Here is a 16,790-nt window from a genome sequence, read left to right as displayed (position 1 = left end):
CGTGTGCGGCGACAGCGGCACATGGATGCCGGCCGCCGCCGCCTGCTTCTTCACGATGACCCAGAACATCACGCGCGTCATGCCCGCGCCGCGTGCGGTCACGAACAGGTCGGGCGTCTGCTGGCCGTCGAGGATCACGGGGCGCGATTCGTCGAGGTAGCGCTCGATCCAGCGCCGCGCCTCGCCGCCGAAGGGCACGAGGCGTTCCTTGTTGCCCTTGCCGAGCACGCGCAGCACGCCGTCGTTGAGGCTCATGTCGATGGCCTTCAGCGCCACCAGCTCGCTCACGCGCAGGCCGCTCGCGTACATCAGCTCCAGCATCGCGCGGTCGCGCAGGCCGAGCGGGCTCTCGACATCGGGCGCGGCCAGCAGGTCGTCGACCTGCTTCTCGGACAGCGTCTTGATGGCGCGCGGCATCTGGCGCGCGGGCATGAGGCGGATGCTCGGGTCGGCCGTGATGCGGCGCTCGCGCAGCGCCCAGCGGTAGTAGCGCTTGAACACCGTGAGCCGGCGGTTCGCCGACGTCGCCTTTCCCTTTGTGGACAGACGCACGCCCATGTAGGCCTGCAGGTCGGTTTCGCGCGCGGCGTCCAGGCCCATGCCGCCCCGCTGTTCGCGCAGCCACTGGGCGAACAGCGCGAGGTCGCGGCGGTAGGCGGCCAGCGTGTTCTTCGACAGCCCGTCCTCGAGCCAGAGGGCGTCGATGAAGGTGTCGATGTCGGCAGTGGGGGGAGCGGCGGCGGCCTCGGTCATGCGGTGCAAGATAACAAAAGAAAAAGCCGCCCGGAACGCGGGCGGCTTTCAGGGGAAGCGAAGCCGATCAGTCGAGCTTGAGGTTCTGCTTCTTCACGACCTGCTTGTACACGTCGAACTCGGCCTTGATCTGCGCGGCGAACTGGTCGGGCGAGTTGGCCACGATCAGCGAACCGGTGTCTTCGATGCGCTTCTTCACGGCCGGATCTTCCACCGCCTTCTTCACGCCCGCGTTGATCTTGTCGACCACTTCCTTCGGCAGGCCCTTGGGGCCGAGGATGCCGTAGTAGGCCATGCGGTTGACCGGCTCCAGGCCGACTTCCTTGAAGGTCGGCACGTTCGGCAGGCCGGCCACGCGCGTCGGCGCCGACACCACGATCGGCACCAGGCGGCCGCTCTGGATGAAAGGCATGGCCGAAGGCAGGTTGTCGAAAATGATCGGCACCTGGCCGGCCACCACGTCGTTCAGCGCCGGGCCCGCGCCGCGGTACGGGATGTGCGTGACGAAGGTCGTGGTCAGGCTCTTGTACAGCTCCATCAGCAGGTGGCCGATGCCGCCCGTGCCCGACGAGGCGTACGAATACTTGCCCGGATTCTTCTTCAGCTCGGCCACGAACTCGGCGTAGTTCTTGGCGGGGAAGCTCGGGTTCACGGCGATCACGTTCGGCGTGGCCGCGATGTTGATGATCGGCGTGAAGTCGGTGATCGGGTCGTACGGCGTCTTCGGGTTGATGGCCGGGTTGGCCGCCGTGCTCGACACCGTGGCCACGCCCAGCTTGTAGCCATCGGCCGGCGCGCGCGCGGTTTCGGCCGCACCCACGATGCCGCCGCCGCCGGCGCGGTTGATCACCACCACGGGCTGGCCCAGCACCTTGCCCAGCGGGTCGGCGATCACGCGCGCCACGATGTCCGTCGTGCCGCCGGGTGCGAACGGCACGCTCAGTTCGACCGGCTTGGTGGGATAGCCCTGCGCGAAACTCTGACCTGCCACTGCGACCAGCGCGGCGGCGCCCGCAAGCGCGCTCCATTGACGACGTTGCATCGATAACTCCTTGACTAGACGGGACCGGCCGGGGCCGGAAAAAAGCGAAGCCCGGATGCTAGCGGGTCGGGGCTTTCCTTCATGCTGTGGAATACCCACAGTTGTGGCGGTTTATGCTCGAAGCGGTGAACTACGCGCAGCTGCTCTTCCCCGACTTCTCCCTCATCGCCATCGGCTGGCTCCTGTGCCGCTACACCGCGCTCGACCGCCGCGTGTGGGACCAGGTCGAGAGCCTGGTGTATTACTTTCTATTTCCCGTCCTGCTGTTCCATTCGATCGTGCGCAGCCCGCTCGACTTTGGTGCGACCTCGAGCCTGCTGACCGCGGGCGTGGGTGTCGGGCTGGCCGGCATCGCGATGGCCTACGCCCTGCCCTTCGTGCCCGGTCTGCGCTCGCACATCGACCGGCACGACCACGCGGCCAGCGCGCAGATCGCGTTCCGCTTCAACTCGTTCATCTGCCTGGCGCTGGCCGAACGGCTGGCCGGGCCCGAGGGCCTGTTGCTGATCGCCGTGCTGATCGGCGTGTGCGTGCCGATGTTCAACATCGCCGCCGTGTGGCCGATGACGCGCCACGCGCAGACGGGCTTCGTGCGCCAGCTCGTGCGCAACCCGCTGATCGTGGCGACGCTGGCGGGGTTGATCGCCAACGTGCTGGGCTTCACGGTGCCGACCTGGCTGACGCCGACGCTCACGCGCATCGGTGCGGCATCGCTGGCGTTGGGGCTGCTTGCGGCAGGTGCCGGCATGCAGTTCGCGACGCTGGGACGTGGCAAGACGCTGGCGGTGTCGGTGCTGGCGATACGGCATTTCTTCTTGCCGCTGGTGGCTTGGGGGTTGTCGCTGGCCTTGAAGCTGGATGCGACGCAGGCGTCGGTGCTGATGGCCTTCTCGGCCGTGCCGACCGCGTCGAGCGCCTATGTGCTGGCGGCGCGGATGGGCTACAACGGACCGTATGTGGCGGGATTGGTCACGCTGTCGACCATCCTGGGCGTGGCAAGCCTGCCGTTCGCGCTGGCGCTGCCACGCTGACCCACCGGCGGCTACGCGTTCGGCCGCCAGTTGCCGTGGAAGCCGAACGGCACGCGGTGCGGCAGCCGGGCTGTCGCGACCGGCGCGGCGCGCAGGTCGCGGGCGTCGAGCACGATCAGGTCGCTGCGCCGGGTCTGCTCGCGCCAGACCACGGCCAGGAGCCAGCCGCCGCCTTCGTCGGCGTGCGTCGCGCGCGGCACGAACACCGGCTCCGACACGACATCGCCCGGCGGCAGCGTGTGGAGGTGGCGCTCGCCCGTCTCCAGATCGAAGCGCGCAAGGCTGTCGAAAAGCACGCTCTCGGCATCACCCCGGGCGCGGGCGGTCGCATGGCAGGCATAGAAGCCGTACCGGGTGCGGCTGCCCGCGAAACGCTCGTCGATGCGCGGAAACTCGCCCACCAGATCGTCGAGGTACTCGCGCCGGAAACCGTTGCCGGTGCCGGCCAGGTCGAAGGTCCAGCGGCACAGGCGCGCGGCCATCGCGTGCGGGTCGCCGGGGCGGCCCTGCGCATCGGGCAGGCCGGGCGCGGTGTCCGACTGCATCACGAGCGCGACGACGGTGTCGCCCTCGTCCCACGCGTTCATGACGTGAAACATGTGGCAGGCCTCGGTCTCGAACCAGCGCAGGGTGTCGACCGCGGCACCGCGCCGCATCACGCCGACGTGGGTGCGTTTGTCGGCATCCCAGGCCAGCAGCGGCAGGCCGCGCATCGCGCGCTCCACGCTGGTGGTCAGGGGCATGACCGGAAAGAGCACATGCCCGCGCGTCAGCATGAAGTCGTGCGCCATGCTGGCGTACGGCGCGTCGAAGGCCTGCAGCGCGGTCACTTCGCACTGGCTGTCGATCACGCCGTAGAGCATGCCGGGCGTGCCGGGGCCGTCGGGTGAGTAGGCGAAGAAATGCAGCTCGCCGCTGTGCGGGTCGCGCTTCGGATGCGCGGTGCAGCGCGTCGTCAGGCGGTCGCCGAAGCTCTGGTGCCCTCTCGAAACCAGCGTGAAGGCATCAAGCTCGAAGGGCTGGTGCGATTCCTCGAGCGCGAACAACCGGCCGCCGTGCCAGAGCATGCTGGTGTTGGCCGTGCCGCTGTTGCGCCCGATCACCGCCGGGTCGCTGGTCGCGGGATTGCCGAAGGAGCCGAACAGCGCGTGCCCGGCCTCGTGCTCCAGCTGCCACTTGGGCGTGCGCGCCCAGCGGTTGCGGTACGACACCTGCCCGCCGTCGATGTGGAACGCATGCACCATGCCGTCGCCGGAAAACCAGTGGTAGTTGTCGTCGCGCGGCGCATGCTGCGGGCTCGGCCCCACGCGGTAGAGCGTGCCCGAGAGTTCCGGCGGCATCGCACCGTCGATGGCGAGGGCTGCGATGTCGTGCTCCTCGGTGAGCGGGGCGTAGTTGCCGGTGAAGAAATGGGCGTTGGCCCGGGGCATGGCGGTCACTGAGGGTTCCTGGTCGTTCAATGGGAATGGGGTTCGGCGAGCTGCGCGATGGCGCGCCCGATGTAGGCCGCCAGCGGTGCGTCGATGCCCGAGCCGGCGCGCAGCGCGGGGTCGTTGCGAAAGGCCTCCTGCAGCTTCGCGTTCAGTGCCGCATCGCCCCCGGCCTTGGCCAGGGACAGCGCCTGCCAGCGGGCGGCCAGCACGCGCACCGGCGCGCTGTCGAGCGCCGCACCCTGCCGCATCTGCTGTCGCACATCGGCGATCAAGGGGGGCCAGGCGTCGGTCTGCGCAACGTAGTGCTGCGCGAGCAAGGCCATCTCCGCGGCATCGCAATGTGCGCCGTAGCGCTGCAGCCGCGCGTACGCCATCGCATGCGAGATGAACTGCATGCCGGCCCGGTCCACACCGGTCAGCGAATGCAGCGCAGGCTCGTTCCAGTGCATCGCGTAGAGCTGCATGAGCAGGGCTTCGTCGCCGCCGGCCTCTTCGAGCAGCAGCGCGATCCAGCGCTGCGCGAGGGCCTGCGCCTGCGCGCTTTCCGGCGAAGCGCCCGCGGCGACCAGGGCATGGAGCGTTGTGGTCAGCTCGACACGCTCGGGCGCCACCGTGTCGGCGAAACCGTCGCGACCGGTCTGGAGCCGCCCGAGCTCGTCATCGCTGAAATACTTCGCGCCCGCGACGGTGCGCTCGAGCGCCACGAGCCAGTCGTCGATGGCAGGTTCGGTGCGGGCCTGCAACTGGGCTTGCAGCGTCAGCAGGTGCGTGCGCAATGCCGTGGCCTGCGTGATCTCGCGTTCGAGCTGCGACAGCTGCTGCGCCACAACCTCCGACAGCCCGTCGGCCGCGCGGTCGAGCAGGCCCTGGATCTCGGCCAGCGACAGGTCGAGCCGCCGCAGCGCCTGGATGCGGTACAGCCGCGCGACGTCGGTGCGGTCATACAGACGGTAGCCGCCGTCCGAGCGCTGCGACGGCACCAGCAGGCCGATGTCGTCGTAATGCCGCAGCGCGCGCACGGTCAGCCCGGTGCGCCGGGCGAGTTCGCCAATCCTCAGGTACATGCCTTCCCTCTCAAGTTGAAGGCATCGTAGAGCGTGCCGTTACGAGAGGGTCAAGGTAGTTTCGTGAAAAAGAGGTGCGCCGTTTTACGCCGGCGCGTGCGTCAGCTGCGCTGCAGCAACGCGGGTACCGCCGACGCCAGCATCGCGATACCCGACAAGGTCAACAGACTCAACACGATCTTGCGAAACGCCGCTTCACTGATCCCGATATACAGCCGAGCCCCCAGCAACACCGGCACCGCGACAGCCGCCGCGACCAGTGCCAGAAGAGGCACCACCGAACGTCCGATGCTCCCGCTCGCCACATGCACCGCAAATGCCACGGCCAGCATCGAGAGGTTGAAGTTCTGGATCACAGCGCGTTGCGTGTCGCGCTGGAAACCGCGCAGCGTGCACCACAACGTGGGCACCACGCCCGAGAAGCCGCCGATGCCCGCCATCACGCCGCCGATGACGCCCGCGACGCCGTCTGCCGCGCGGCCACCGAACGTGATCTTCGGCAGGTGCTGCGACATCAGCATCGCCGGGCACCACAGCACCAGCAGCGTGCCCAGACATACCTTGAACAGCACGATGTCCAGGTGCGGCAGCAGCCAGACACCGAAGGGCACACCGACCAGGCCACCGAGCACGAAAGGCCAGAGGATGCGCTTGTCGAAAGTCCGCCGCACCGTGAGCGCCGCGATCACCTGACCTGTGAGTGCGCCGAACAGCGCGAGCACGGCGGCCAGCTGCGGCTCCAGCGTCCAGGCCCAAACCGACATCGCAACCATGCCGAAAGCAAAGCCAGACAGGCCCTGCACGAACCCCGCCAGCACAGCGCCGACGATCACATAGACATACAAGGCTTGCATGCGGCCGATGATAGGGGCCGCTGCCTCGCCCTCGGGCGACCTACGCCGATGCAGGGACCAGCGCCGTGCGACGCACGCGCCGCACATTGAAGGCGCTGGCGATCAGCACGCCCTGCACCAGCGCCAAGCCGACGATCACGCTCGTGTACTGGCCGGCGTCCATCAGGCGGCCGAACACCAGCGGCGCCACGGCCTGGCCGATGTCCAGGCCCGCGTACACCACGCCGTAGACGCGCCCGGTCGCATTGGGTGGCGTCGACTTCTTCACCAGCAGGTCGCGCGACGGCCCGGCGATGCCCGAGACGAAACCCATCGCGCCGAACAGCACCGGCACCATCACGGGCGGGAACTGCGCAAAGGCCAGCACCAGCGCCAGCGCCGCCGCCACGCCAAAGCCCGCGCCCACGATGCGCTCGCAGCGCGAAGGGTCGGAGGCCAGGAAACCGCCCACCACCATGCCGGCCGCGCTCGCCACCATGTAGACCGTGAGGCACACCGCCACCAGCGCCACTGGCACCGCGTGCAGGTGGCCCGCGGCCACGGGCGCGAAGGTCTGCACCACGCTGATCACGGCGGCGTAGAAAAAGAAGAAACCGAAGCACATCCACACGGCCGGAATGCGCAGGAAGTCGAACTCGCCGCCGACCGGCGTGGGCTCGCCGTGCCCCGTGGCCTTGTGCACGGCCGCCGCGTCGAGCGCCAGCACGCTGCGGTAGATCCACAGGATCAGCAGCACCACGATCGCCACCACGCCCGCCGAGGCCAGCGCCACGCGCCACGAGAAGGCAATGGCGATCGGCACCACGAAGGCCGGTGCCAGCGCCCAGCCCAGGCTGCCGGTGATGCCGTGCACGCTGTAGGCATGGCCCAGGCGCGTGGGCGCGACCTTGCGGTTGAACAGCGTGTAGTCGACCGGGTGGAACACGCCGTTGCCGATGCCGCCGACCACGGCGCACGCCAGCAGCATCCAGTAGCTCTGCGCCATGGCATAGCCGAAGGCCGCGAGCCCCAGCGCGCCCAGCCCGACGAACAGCACCGGGCGCGGACCCAGCTTGTCGACGATGAAGCCCGAGGCCGCCTGCACGATGCACGAGACCACGAAGAACACCGTGAGCACCGCGCCGAGTTCGGTGTAGCTCACGTTGAACGCGTCCTTCAGCCACGGGAACAGCGGCGCCAGGATCAGCTGGCTGAAGTGGCTGACCGCGTGGGCCAGGCCGACCAGCCCGATCAGTTGGGCGTCGGTGCGCAAAGTGGTGGCGGGAGCGGCTGTCGAGGAAGTGGAAGACATGGATTGCTACAAAAAACCGGTGCGGGCACCGATGCTATGCGGCGGCGACGCGGCAGAATGGCGATACAGCGACAACATTTGTCGAAACCATGCCAAGCGCCGCTCCCCCCACCGCTCCGACGGCTCCCGAGCCAGCCCACCCCGCCAAGCCGCGCGGAACGCCCACCGCGCCGACCACCAGCGTGGGCCCGCTCACGCCGCACCTGTACGCCCCCGACGCGGTGCGCCCGCTGCGCGCCAAGGAACACTTTCTAAGCGCCGACACGCTGGTCGAACTGCACGAGCACCCGTGGCCGCAGCTCACGTTCTCGACGCGCGGCGTGATCCGCCTGAGCACGCAAGACGGCAGCTACATCGTGCCGCCCTCGCGCGCGCTCTGGGTGCCGGCGAACATGCAGCACAGCATCACGCTCATTGAAGACGCCGAGCTGCGCACCGTCTACCTGCATGCCTGGATCGCGCCCACCTGGGAGAAGTGCGAGGTGCTCGAGATCAGCCCGCTGCTGCGCGCCCTGATGCTTGCGCTCGACACCACGCCCGACGGTCTGCCGCCGGCCGACCCGCATGCGCCGCAGCGCGAACGCATGATCGCGCCGCTGCTGGTCGACGAGGTCGAGCGCGCCACGCAGATCCGCATCGACGTGCCGCTGCCCTCCGACAAGCGCCTGCGCCAGCTGTGCGAGACGCTGCTGCGCAACCCGGCCGACCGCGCCACGCTGGCCGAGCGCGCCGCCGCCATCGGCGCCAGCGAGCGCACGGTGGCGCGGCTGTTTCGCGACCAGCTCGGCATGAGCTGGCAGCAATGGCGCCAGCAGGCCGTGATGGCGCATGCGCTGCCGCTGCTGGCACGCGGCATGGCCGTGAGCCAGGTGGCGTCGGCCAGCGGCTACGCCACCGACAGTGCCTTCTGCGCCATGTTCAAGGCGGCCACCGGGCGCTCGCCCACGTCGTTCCAGCACCGCAAGCGGCCGGCCACCCTTTGATGCCGCAGGGCATGGAGCGGGCACGCCATGGTGCTCTGGCAAGATCGGCGACCGACACCGACACCATGCACTCACCGATCCCCCTGCACATCGCGGCCGAGGCCAGGCCTGCAACGTGGACCGCCGACATCTGGCTGCGCATCCGCCGCCATTTCCTGCTGAAGGCGGTCGGCACCACGGCCTTCACCTGGCTGTTCTTCATCGGCTATTTCCACCTGCTGCGCAACCCGGCCTTTCCGGTCACGGTGATGCCGCTGACGGCGCTGGACCACCTGATTCCGTTCCAGCCTTACACGCTCGGCGCCTACCTGTCGCTGTGGGTGTACGTGGGCATCGCGCCGGGGCTGCAGCTCACGTTCCGCGAGCTGGTGGTCTATGGGCTGTGGATCGTCGTGCTGTGCCTGAGCGGCCTGGGCATCTTCTATGTCTGGCCGACGCAGATCCCGCCGCTGAGCATCGACGTCTCGGGCTATCCCGGCTTCGCGATGCTGCAGGGCGTGGACGCGGCGGGCAACGCCTGCCCGTCGATGCACGTGGCGGTCGCCATCTTCACCGCCGTGCGAATGGCCGACGTGCTGCGCGCGGCGCGCACGCCGTGGCTGTTGCATGCGATCAACTGGGCCTGGTTTGCCGCCATTGCCTACTCCACGCTGGCGGTCAAGCAGCACGTGGTGCTCGACGCGGTGGCCGGCGCGCTGCTCGGGCTGGCCTTCGCGCTGCCCTCGCTGCGCTGGCGTCCCGGCAAACATTGACCAGAGGATTTCCCTAAGGTCGAAGCGGATATCATCAATCACCATTGATCATTCAACACAGGCCGAACGAGGAAGGGATCGACCCGTGGCCCGCCATCCGCAAGGACCCGGCAGCCCATCGATCAACGGCGGCACAAGACGACAGGCATCGCAGATGAGTTCGCTGAAGGAATTGCAGGACCTGATCCACGAGAAGTACGGCATCGAACCGTCCAAGCTCGACCCCCACGCCTCGATGCGTGAAACCGGCGGACTCGATTCGCTGGCACTGGCCGAATTCCTGTTCGCCATCGAAGACCATTTCGGCATCACCATGCCCGACGAAGACGCGACCATCGACACCCTGGCCGAGCTCGCGCAGCTGGTCGACAAGGTCCGCGCCGCCAAACCCGCGTGAGCACGCACGAAGTCGCCGTCACCGGACTGGGCGTCATGGCGCCCCACGGCGACGCGCCCGACGCGCTGTTCAACGCCCTGCTGCAGGGCCGCTCGGCCCTCGCGCCGGTTTTCCCCGAACTCCCCAAACCCGCCGCCGCCGCCACGGTCGCCTTCGACGAGACGCGCTGGTTCACCAAGCTGCAGCTCGCCGGCGTCGACCGCGTGAGCCAGCTCGCCGTGGCCGCCGCCGACCTCGCCCTGCGCGACGCTGGCCTGGCGATGAGCGATGACGGCGTCGATGCCGAACGCGTCGGCGTCTACGCCGGTTGCGGCATGGGCGGCGCCGCCGCGCTCGAGGCCGCCTACCGCGGCAACGGGCGCGTCTCGCCGCTCACCATTCCCGCCTTCATGCCCAATGCGCCGGCTGCCCACGTGGCGATGCGCAACGGCGTGCTGGGCCCGGTGCTCACGTATTCGGTCGCCTGCGCCTCGTCGTCGGTGGCCATTGCCGAGGCCGCCAAGGCGGTGCAGCGCGGCGAGGTCGACATCGCCATCGCAGGCGGCAGCGAAGCACTGATCGTCCCGGGCGTGGTGCTGGCCTGGCAGGCCATGCAGACGCTGGCCGGTTTCCAGCCCGGCGAAGCAGCCGGCGCGGTGCGCCCCTTTGCCACGGACCGCAGTGGCTTTGCCCTCGGCGAAGGTTCGGCCTTCCTGATTCTTGAATCGGCCGAGCGCGCACGCGCACGCGGCGCCCGCCGCTATGCGACGCTGGCCGGCTGGGGCCTGAGCAGCGACGCCACCCACCTCACCAAACCCGACGCACCGGGCCAGGCCCGCGCCCTGCGCGCCGCGCTGCGCCAGGCCGGCCTGCAGCCGCGCGACGTGGGCTACTGCAACGCCCACGGCACGGCCACGCGCATCGGCGACGTGGTCGAACGCAACGCGCTGGCCGAGGTCTGGGGCGGCGACTTCGACGCCCTGCGCGTCAGCTCGACCAAGGCGCTGCACGGCCACATGCTGGGCGCGGCCGGGGCCATCGAGGCGCTCATCACCGTGCTGGCGCTGCACCGGCGCGAACTGCCGCCCAACGCGAACTGCCGCGAAGTCGACCCCGACTGCCAGATGAACCTCGTCGCCCTCGGCGACAGCGCCGCGCCCGCGCTCGACGCCGCCATCAGCAACTCCTTCGCCTTCGGCGGCACGAACTCGGTGCTGCTGTTCCGCAGGGGCTGAGCGGCGTGCTCTTGCGGGCCGTGCGCACCCCGTGCCGCTGTGCCCCGCGCGATAGAGACATTCCGGGCGCTCCGGTATGCTGGTGGGCGCTTCTCCCCCCATGTCCGTCCCAGGAGGCCACCATGCACGTTCGCTCCACATTCGTCGCCCTCGCCCTGCTTGCCGCAGGCGCCTCGGTGCAGGCCAACAACCTGCTCGACCAGTTGAAAGAACAGGCCGGCGCGGCAGTCAACTCGCAAGGCAGCAGTAGCAGCACCGGCAACAGCAGCGGCGGCGGCTCGGCGCTCAGCGGCCTCAGCCTCGGCGGCTTCAAGATGCCTGCCGTCGGCTCCAGCACCATCGGCAGCGCCGCCGGCGTGCTCGAGTACTGCGTCAAGAACAACTACCTCGGCGGCGATGCAGCGTCCGTCAAGGACAAGCTGCTGGCCAAGATCACCGGCCAGAAGAAACAGGAAAACGACTTCGCGAGCGGTGCCAAGGGTCTGCTCAAGGGCGGCGATGGCAAGTCGCTCAACCTCAAGGGGCTGTCGTCGAAGGTCAAGGAAAAGGCCTGCGACTACGTCCTCAAAAATGCGACCTCCCTGATCTAGGCTCTTTCTCTCTCTCCCGCTCTCCGCGCGCGGCGTGCCCGCCGTGCGCGCGCCCCGCTTCATGAATCCGGCTTCCCCTTCCTCCTCCCCCGCACCTTCTCTTCGCCAGCGCCTCGCGCGCTGGGTTCCCTGTCTCGCCTGGCCCCGCCCGTCTGCCGCGCTGCTGCGCAACGAGGCCATGGCCGGCATCACCGTCGCGCTGATGGTGCTGCCGCAGGGCGTGGCCTATGCGGCGCTGGCCGGCATGCCGCTGGTCACTGGCGTGTACGCGGCGCTGTTCCCGGCGCTCATCGCCGTGATGTTCAGCTCGTCGCAGCGGCTGTCGGTCGGGCCGACCGCGCTCACCAGCCTGCTGGTCGGCGCGTCGCTCGCGCCGCTGGCGGTGGCGGGCAGCGACGAATGGGTGGCGATGGCGGTGTGGCTCACGCTGATGTCGGGCGCGATCCAGATCGTGCTCGGCGCGGGGCGCTTCGGCTGGCTGCTGCGGCTGGTCAATTCGCCGGTGCTGATCGGCTTCACGCAGGGCGCGGCGGTGCTGATTGCGATCTCGCAGCTGCCCGCGCTCCTGGGCTTCACCGGCCGCACCATTCCGCAGGTGCTGCAGGGCGGGCCGCTGCCCGACCTCACGGCCATCGCCTTCGGCCTGGGCAGCATCGCCGTGCTGTGGCTGGGCAAGCGCTGGGTGCCGCGCTTCCCGACCACGATGGCGCTGGTGGCCGGTGCCGCCGCCATCAGCTGGACCATCAACTACGCGCTGCGCGGCGGCGCCGTGGTGGGCGCCCTGCCCTCGGGCCTGCCTTCGTTCTACTGGCCCGGCCTGCTGCCGGCGCACACCTTCAGCGCACTGGTGCTGCCCGCGCTGATGATCACGCTGGTGAGCTTTCTCGAGACCGCATCGAGCGCCAAGGTCGACAACGGCCGCGCCGGCACGCTGTGGAACGAAAACCAGGACCTGATCGGCCAGGGCCTGGCCAAGCTGGCCTCGGGCTTCTCGGGCGCGTTCCCCACCAGCTCGTCGTTCTCGCGCTCGGCGATCACGCTCTACGCAGGCGCGCAGACCGGCTGGGCGACGCTGTTCAGCGTGGCCGTGGTGGCCGGTGCGCTGCTGTGGCTCATGCCGCTGCTGTACCACGTGCCGCAGGCGGTGCTGGCGGCGGTGGTGGTCACTGCCATCCTCGGACTGGTGAAGCCGTCGAGCTTCACTGCGCTGTGGCGCATCTCGAAGCTGGAGGCAGGCATCGCCTTCGGCACCTTCGTGCTCACCATCGCCACCGCGCCGAGCATCTACTGGGGCGTGCTGGGCGGCCTGCTCGCCAGCCTGGCGCACTACATGTACCGCCACCTGCACCCGCGCATCATCGAAGTGGGCCTGCACCCCGACGGCAGCCTGCGCGACCGCCACCTCTGGAAGCTGCCGCCGCTCGCGCCCCAGCTGTATGCCGTGCGCATGGACGCCGAACTCGACTTCGCCTCCGCCTCCACGCTGGAGCGCGCGCTCACGGTCGCACTGGCCGAGCGCCCCGACCTGACCGACGTCTGCCTGTTCGCGCAGCCGATCAACCGCATCGACATCACCGGTGCCGAGGTGTTCGGCTCGATCCGCCGGATGATGGAATCCAAGGGCGTGCGCCTGCACCTGAGCGGCATGAAGCTGCCGGCCATGCAGGTGCTCGAGCGCGCCGGCCTGCTGGCACCGGGACCGATGCTCTTCAGCTACCGCACCGACGCCGAGGCGCTGGCCGCGCTGATGCCGCGCATCGAGATGCCTGAAGAGGCCGAAGCCGCGGCCTGACCGCGGCCCTCTCTTCGCAGACGCGGGCGCCATGAAAACCACCATCGAAGAACTGGTCGCCTTCCGCGCCGTGGTGGACACCGGCTCGATCACCGCCGCGGCCGACCAGCTGGGACAGACCGTGTCGGGCATCAGCCGCGCGCTGAGCCGGCTCGAACAGAAGCTCGGCACCACGCTGATGCGCCGCACCACGCGGCGGCTCGAACTCACCGAGGAAGGCGCGGCCTTCTTGCAGCGCACGCGCGCCATCCTCGACGCGATCGACGACGCCGAAGAACACATGGCCGCGCGCCGCCAGCAACCGGCCGGCCGCCTGCGCGTGAACGCGGCCTCGCCCTTCATGCTGCACGCCATCGTGCCGCTGGTGCCGGAGTTCCGCCGGCTCTACCCGCAGATCAGCCTGGAGCTCGACACCGACGACCTGCCCATCGACCTGCTGGAGCGGCGCACCGACGTGGCGATTCGCATCGGCCCGCTGCGCGATTCCACGCTGCATGCGCGCCCGCTCGGCACGCACCGGCTGCGCGTGCTCGCAAGCCCCGCGTACCTGGAGGCCCACGGCAAGCCGCGCAAGGTGGACGAACTGACCGGCCACGCGCTGCTGGGCTTCACCCAGCCCGAGTCGCTGAACCGCTGGCCGCTGCGCGGCGTGCACGGCGACGAATGGACCATCGCGCCCACGGTGGTCGCGTCGAGCGGCGAAACGCTGCGCCAGCTCGCGCTGGCCGGCGTGGGCATCGTCTGCCTGTCGGACTTCATGACCGCCATCGACCGCGCCAGCGGCGCGCTGGTGCAGGTGCTGCCGAAGGACACGGTCGATGTGCGCCAGCCCGTCAACGCCGTGTACTACCGCAACACGCAGCTGTCGGCGCGGATCACGTCGTTCCTCGATTTCCTGTCGCAGCGCATGGGCTGACCGGCTGAGTTCAGCCCGGCGGCATCCGCTCGAACTTCGGCAGCGCCGGGTCGAGAAAGTCCCAGGCGTGCCCGCGCACCGCGTACGTGACCGCCTGCGGCCGGTAGCGCCCCGGGTCGTCCAGGCTCGCGGCATGCACGGTGAAGACGCCGGGCATCGCCGCGAAGGTCATGTACACGGGCGAGCCGCAGGTCGGGCAGAACGCACGCGTCTTGACGTTGCCGCTGTCGCCCTTGAGGCTCCACAGCGTGGCCGCGCCGGTCTGCTTCACCTCGGCGCCCGCGAAGCTGAGGTACGAGCCGTGGCCGGTGCCGCTCTTGCGCTGGCAGTCGAGGCACTGGCAGTCGTTCTGGAACACGGGTTCCCCTGAAATCTCGTAGCGAATGGCGCCGCACGCGCAACCGCCGGTGTAGGCCGGGTTCATGGTTCTTGCCCTTTCGAAGTGATGAGGGGCAATCTAGTCGAGCGAGGGTGCGGGCGGGGAGTAACAAGATCGTCGTGAATCCGGGTCCGGCCAGAATCCGGCAGTCACGCAGCCCCATCCAAAGGAAATGCCATGCACGTCGATCTGGTGTCTGAAGCCCAACACGATTCGCTCATCGAGCTGCTGGCCGAACTGCACGCCTTCTACAACGACGGCGCACTCGCATCGCGTGAGTTGGTGCGCGAGCACTTGCTGGGCAATCTCCTCGCCCCCGGGTCGCCGCACCAGCTCGTGGTGGCGTCGACAGACGCGCGCACCGTGGTCGGGCTGGCCGCGATCACCTGGGTCTTCTCGCTGGTCGACTTCGCACCGGAGCAGCGCAAGCACTGCCAGCTCAAGGAGCTCTACGTGACGTCGGGTCACCGCAGTGCGGGGGCGGGCCGTGCCCTCATGGCCTGGGTGGCCGCACGCGCCATCGCCCACGGATGCCACCGCATCGATTGGCCCGTGAAGGCGACGAATGCGCGGGGCATCGCGTTCTATGAAGGGCTCGGCGCGTTCCGCGTCACCGAGCGGCTGAGCTACCGGCTGCTGGAGCCGGCCTTGGGCGAGCTGGCGGCCTTCACGGCCCCTGCGTGACCACCAGCCGCTCCACCGCCGCCGAGGCGATCTCGTAGCCGCTCACGCCCATGTCCGCCGACGCGTAGCGCGCCGCTTTCAGCGTGCCGCTGACGCGCACCGTGTCCATCGCGTGCAGCCCCTTCACGGGCGCCGGCGCGATCACGTGGACGATCTGGTTGGCGGGCGGCGGCGGGGTGTGGATGCAGGCGCCGAAGTACGGCACCAGCAGGAACTCGCGGATGCCGTCGGGCGTGGCATCGAGCGGCACGACGAAGCCCGAGAGCTTGGCGGGTTTGCCGTCGAGCGCGACGTTGACCGGCGCGTTGTCCCAGACGGCACGCATCTCGTCGAGCATCTGGATCGCGCGCGGGTCGTTGTCGCGCAGCGCCTCGAGGCTGATGTTGCGGTAGCGCTGGGTCGGGTCCCAGTCCTTGGGCACCAGCGTGTCCCAGGCCAGCTCCTGCGCGGCCGGCGCGCTGGCCGTGCCCTGCCCCTCTGCGGCGTCCGGGCTGCAGGCGGACAGCAGGCTGCCCGCGACCGCCATCAGCAGCACCATTCCGACGCGACAAACAAGAACACTCATGGCCCCGATTGTGCTTGCCGAAGGCGACACGGCGCTCGGGGCGGGCCGGAAGACCCGCCTTGAAACAAATGGCACACATGGCAAAAAGGCGGGCACCGCGCCAGAATGCCGCACCACGACACGACCACGAGGAGATTCGCATGGCACCCACAGGATGGCTTGGATTGACGTCACTCGGCACGGTTCACACCGCGATCAGCCTGATCGCCGTGTTCGCGGGCATCTGGGCCCTGCTGCGCTACAAGGAAATCACGCTGCGCACCGGCCTGGGCCAGGTCTTCGTCTGGACCACGGTGCTGACCTGCCTCACGGGCTTCGGCATCTTCCAGCACGGCGGCTTCGGAAAGCCGCATGCGCTGGGCATCATCACTTTGGTGGCGCTGGCCGTCGGGGCGCTGGCGGGGTACGGGCGGCTTGGGGCCAAGTCGCGCTACATCGAGGCCGTCGCCTATTCGGCGAGTTTTCTCTTCCACTGGATTCCGGCCTTCACCGAAACGCTGACGCGCTTTCCGCTGGGCGCGCCGCTGCTGCCGAGCGCCGAGGCGCCCGAACTGAAGGCGATCACCGCGGTGCTTGGCGCGCTGTACGTGGTGGGCGTGACGCTGCAGATCAAGCGGCTGCGCGGCGACAAGCCGGTCAGTCCTGCACCCGCCCGCGCAGGTTCTTGATCTGCGAGCGCTGGCTCTTGCCTTCGAGCCGGCGCTGCTTCGAACCGTAGGTGGGCTTGGTGGCGCGCCGCACGCGCGGCGGCGTGGCCACGCTGTCGATCACCGCCTGCAGCCGCGCGAGCGCGTCGGCGCGGTTCATCTCCTGCGTGCGGTGCTGCTGCGCCTTGAGCACGAACACGCCCTCCTGCGTGATGCGGCTGTCGCGCAAGGCGAGCAGCCGTTCCTTCACGTCGGCGGGCAGCGAGCAGGCATGGATGTCGTAGCGCAGGTGCACCGCGCTCGACACCTTGTTGACGTTCTGCCCGCCCGCACCCTGCGCACGGATGGCGCTGATCTCGACCTCGTCGGGATCGATCAGGAGTGGGGGGCGGAGCATGCCCGC

The 16,790-nt window shown here is 69.3% G+C and carries 19 protein-coding genes; 10 read left to right on the top strand and 9 right to left on the bottom strand.

Annotated features, from left to right (window positions below; genetic code table 11):
- Both AAG801_RS19990 and AAG801_RS19985 read right to left on the bottom strand, forming a co-directional pair.
- Positions 1 to 753: tyrosine-type recombinase/integrase (locus AAG801_RS19990; protein WP_341889921.1), on the bottom strand; the 753-nt coding region annotated here is incomplete at its 3' end.
- Between the two features lie 67 nt (positions 754 to 820).
- Positions 821 to 1,795 carry a tripartite tricarboxylate transporter substrate binding protein BugE gene (locus AAG801_RS19985; RefSeq protein WP_099796264.1) on the bottom strand — a complete coding sequence of 325 codons (975 nt, stop codon included), beginning with the start codon at positions 1,793 to 1,795 and terminating at the stop codon, positions 821 to 823.
- A gap of 113 nt (positions 1,796 to 1,908) precedes the next feature.
- Here AAG801_RS19985 and AAG801_RS19980 point away from each other — a divergent pair, with 113 nt between their 5' ends.
- Positions 1,909 to 2,826: an AEC family transporter gene (locus AAG801_RS19980; protein ID WP_341889920.1), complete on the top strand. Its 918-nt coding sequence runs from the start codon at positions 1,909 to 1,911 to the stop codon at positions 2,824 to 2,826.
- An 11-nt stretch (positions 2,827 to 2,837) separates the two neighbouring features.
- Here the strand turns inward: AAG801_RS19980 and AAG801_RS19975 are convergent, their stop codons facing one another.
- From AAG801_RS19975 to AAG801_RS19960, 4 genes are all read right to left on the bottom strand, one after another.
- A complete protein-coding gene (locus AAG801_RS19975; RefSeq protein WP_341889919.1) occupies positions 2,838 to 4,256 on the bottom strand; it encodes a carotenoid oxygenase family protein in 1,419 nt (472 codons plus the stop codon).
- 26 nt (positions 4,257 to 4,282) lie between these two features.
- Complete coding sequence (locus tag AAG801_RS19970; protein ID WP_341889918.1) at positions 4,283 to 5,323, bottom strand: MerR family transcriptional regulator; 1,041 nt, start codon at positions 5,321 to 5,323, stop codon at positions 4,283 to 4,285.
- Between the two features lie 101 nt (positions 5,324 to 5,424).
- Positions 5,425 to 6,177 carry a sulfite exporter TauE/SafE family protein gene (locus AAG801_RS19965; protein ID WP_101492270.1) on the bottom strand — a complete coding sequence of 251 codons (753 nt, stop codon included), beginning with the start codon at positions 6,175 to 6,177 and terminating at the stop codon, positions 5,425 to 5,427.
- A 40-nt stretch (positions 6,178 to 6,217) separates the two neighbouring features.
- Entirely contained in the window at positions 6,218 to 7,468 is a 1,251-nt protein-coding gene (locus tag AAG801_RS19960; RefSeq protein ID WP_101492269.1) for an MFS transporter, read from the bottom strand.
- Positions 7,469 to 7,557: 89 nt separating this feature from the next.
- Between AAG801_RS19960 and AAG801_RS19955 the strand changes: the two genes are divergently transcribed.
- The 7 genes from AAG801_RS19955 (at position 7,558) to AAG801_RS19925 (ending at position 14,112) form a co-directional block, all read left to right on the top strand.
- The gene (locus AAG801_RS19955; protein WP_192196069.1) at positions 7,558 to 8,451 is read left to right on the top strand and encodes a helix-turn-helix transcriptional regulator; all 894 of its coding nucleotides are present in this window, start codon (positions 7,558 to 7,560) and stop codon (positions 8,449 to 8,451) included.
- A 65-nt stretch (positions 8,452 to 8,516) separates the two neighbouring features.
- Complete coding sequence (locus tag AAG801_RS19950; RefSeq protein WP_341889917.1) at positions 8,517 to 9,203, top strand: phosphatase PAP2 family protein; 687 nt, start codon at positions 8,517 to 8,519, stop codon at positions 9,201 to 9,203.
- Between the two features lie 85 nt (positions 9,204 to 9,288).
- Positions 9,289 to 9,600: an acyl carrier protein gene (locus AAG801_RS19945; RefSeq protein ID WP_341889916.1), complete on the top strand. Its 312-nt coding sequence runs from the start codon at positions 9,289 to 9,291 to the stop codon at positions 9,598 to 9,600.
- On the top strand, positions 9,597 to 10,814 hold the full coding sequence (locus tag AAG801_RS19940) for a beta-ketoacyl-[acyl-carrier-protein] synthase family protein (RefSeq protein ID WP_341889915.1): 1,218 nt from the start codon (positions 9,597 to 9,599) through the stop codon (positions 10,812 to 10,814). The genes AAG801_RS19945 and AAG801_RS19940 overlap by 4 nt, the downstream gene beginning before the upstream one ends.
- 122 nt (positions 10,815 to 10,936) lie before the next feature.
- Positions 10,937 to 11,404 (top strand): DUF2501 domain-containing protein, encoded by a 468-nt coding sequence (locus tag AAG801_RS19935; protein WP_101492266.1) that lies wholly within the window; start codon positions 10,937 to 10,939, stop codon positions 11,402 to 11,404.
- A gap of 61 nt (positions 11,405 to 11,465) precedes the next feature.
- Entirely contained in the window at positions 11,466 to 13,196 is a 1,731-nt protein-coding gene (locus tag AAG801_RS19930; protein WP_101492411.1) for a SulP family inorganic anion transporter, read from the top strand.
- Positions 13,197 to 13,227: 31 nt separating this feature from the next.
- Entirely contained in the window at positions 13,228 to 14,112 is an 885-nt protein-coding gene (locus AAG801_RS19925) for a LysR family transcriptional regulator (RefSeq protein ID WP_341889914.1), read from the top strand.
- 10 nt (positions 14,113 to 14,122) lie between these two features.
- Here AAG801_RS19925 and AAG801_RS19920 read toward each other — a convergent pair whose 3' ends face one another.
- The gene (locus AAG801_RS19920; protein ID WP_101492264.1) at positions 14,123 to 14,536 is read right to left on the bottom strand and encodes a GFA family protein; all 414 of its coding nucleotides are present in this window, start codon (positions 14,534 to 14,536) and stop codon (positions 14,123 to 14,125) included.
- A gap of 132 nt (positions 14,537 to 14,668) precedes the next feature.
- Here AAG801_RS19920 and AAG801_RS19915 point away from each other — a divergent pair, with 132 nt between their 5' ends.
- A complete protein-coding gene (locus tag AAG801_RS19915; RefSeq protein ID WP_341889913.1) occupies positions 14,669 to 15,175 on the top strand; it encodes a GNAT family N-acetyltransferase in 507 nt (168 codons plus the stop codon).
- On the opposite strand, the gene AAG801_RS19910 is transcribed toward AAG801_RS19915, so the two are convergent.
- Entirely contained in the window at positions 15,159 to 15,740 is a 582-nt protein-coding gene (locus tag AAG801_RS19910) for a DUF3299 domain-containing protein (RefSeq protein ID WP_095950760.1), read from the bottom strand. The genes AAG801_RS19915 and AAG801_RS19910 overlap by 17 nt on opposite strands.
- A 140-nt stretch (positions 15,741 to 15,880) precedes the next feature.
- Between AAG801_RS19910 and AAG801_RS19905 the strand changes: the two genes are divergently transcribed.
- Positions 15,881 to 16,408 (top strand): hypothetical protein, encoded by a 528-nt coding sequence (locus tag AAG801_RS19905; protein WP_341889912.1) that lies wholly within the window; start codon positions 15,881 to 15,883, stop codon positions 16,406 to 16,408.
- Here the strand turns inward: AAG801_RS19905 and arfB are convergent.
- Positions 16,377 to 16,784 carry an alternative ribosome rescue aminoacyl-tRNA hydrolase ArfB gene (gene arfB, locus AAG801_RS19900; protein WP_095950761.1) on the bottom strand — a complete coding sequence of 136 codons (408 nt, stop codon included), beginning with the start codon at positions 16,782 to 16,784 and terminating at the stop codon, positions 16,377 to 16,379. The genes AAG801_RS19905 and arfB overlap by 32 nt on opposite strands.
- Between the last annotated feature and the right edge of the window lie 6 nt (positions 16,785 to 16,790).

The sequence above is a fragment of the Variovorax sp. YR752 genome (assembly GCF_943372545.1).
Note: the sequence above shows the minus strand (reverse complement) of the source record. Positions and strands in the feature narration are given on the sequence as shown.

Excerpts from the sequence above, each read along its gene's own strand:
- arfB (WP_095950761.1), bottom strand. The coding sequence starts at position 16,784 with ATGCTCCGCCCCCCACTCCTGATCGATCCCGACGAGGTCGAGATCAGC.
- AAG801_RS19955 (WP_192196069.1), top strand. The coding sequence starts at position 7,558 with ATGCCAAGCGCCGCTCCCCCCACCGCTCCGACGGCTCCCGAGCCAGCC.
- AAG801_RS19925 (WP_341889914.1), top strand. The coding sequence starts at position 13,228 with ATGAAAACCACCATCGAAGAACTGGTCGCCTTCCGCGCCGTGGTGGAC.
- AAG801_RS19960 (WP_101492269.1), bottom strand. The coding sequence starts at position 7,468 with ATGTCTTCCACTTCCTCGACAGCCGCTCCCGCCACCACTTTGCGCACC.
- AAG801_RS19905 (WP_341889912.1), top strand. The coding sequence starts at position 15,881 with ATGGCACCCACAGGATGGCTTGGATTGACGTCACTCGGCACGGTTCAC.
- AAG801_RS19970 (WP_341889918.1), bottom strand. The coding sequence starts at position 5,323 with ATGTACCTGAGGATTGGCGAACTCGCCCGGCGCACCGGGCTGACCGTG.
- AAG801_RS19935 (WP_101492266.1), top strand. The coding sequence starts at position 10,937 with ATGCACGTTCGCTCCACATTCGTCGCCCTCGCCCTGCTTGCCGCAGGC.
- AAG801_RS19975 (WP_341889919.1), bottom strand. The coding sequence starts at position 4,256 with ATGCCCCGGGCCAACGCCCATTTCTTCACCGGCAACTACGCCCCGCTC.
- AAG801_RS19985 (WP_099796264.1), bottom strand. The coding sequence starts at position 1,795 with ATGCAACGTCGTCAATGGAGCGCGCTTGCGGGCGCCGCCGCGCTGGTC.
- AAG801_RS19910 (WP_095950760.1), bottom strand. The coding sequence starts at position 15,740 with ATGAGTGTTCTTGTTTGTCGCGTCGGAATGGTGCTGCTGATGGCGGTC.
- AAG801_RS19950 (WP_341889917.1), top strand. The coding sequence starts at position 8,517 with ATGCACTCACCGATCCCCCTGCACATCGCGGCCGAGGCCAGGCCTGCA.
- AAG801_RS19920 (WP_101492264.1), bottom strand. The coding sequence starts at position 14,536 with ATGAACCCGGCCTACACCGGCGGTTGCGCGTGCGGCGCCATTCGCTAC.
- AAG801_RS19915 (WP_341889913.1), top strand. The coding sequence starts at position 14,669 with ATGCACGTCGATCTGGTGTCTGAAGCCCAACACGATTCGCTCATCGAG.
- AAG801_RS19980 (WP_341889920.1), top strand. The coding sequence starts at position 1,909 with ATGCTCGAAGCGGTGAACTACGCGCAGCTGCTCTTCCCCGACTTCTCC.
- AAG801_RS19930 (WP_101492411.1), top strand. The coding sequence starts at position 11,466 with ATGAATCCGGCTTCCCCTTCCTCCTCCCCCGCACCTTCTCTTCGCCAG.
- AAG801_RS19965 (WP_101492270.1), bottom strand. The coding sequence starts at position 6,177 with ATGCAAGCCTTGTATGTCTATGTGATCGTCGGCGCTGTGCTGGCGGGG.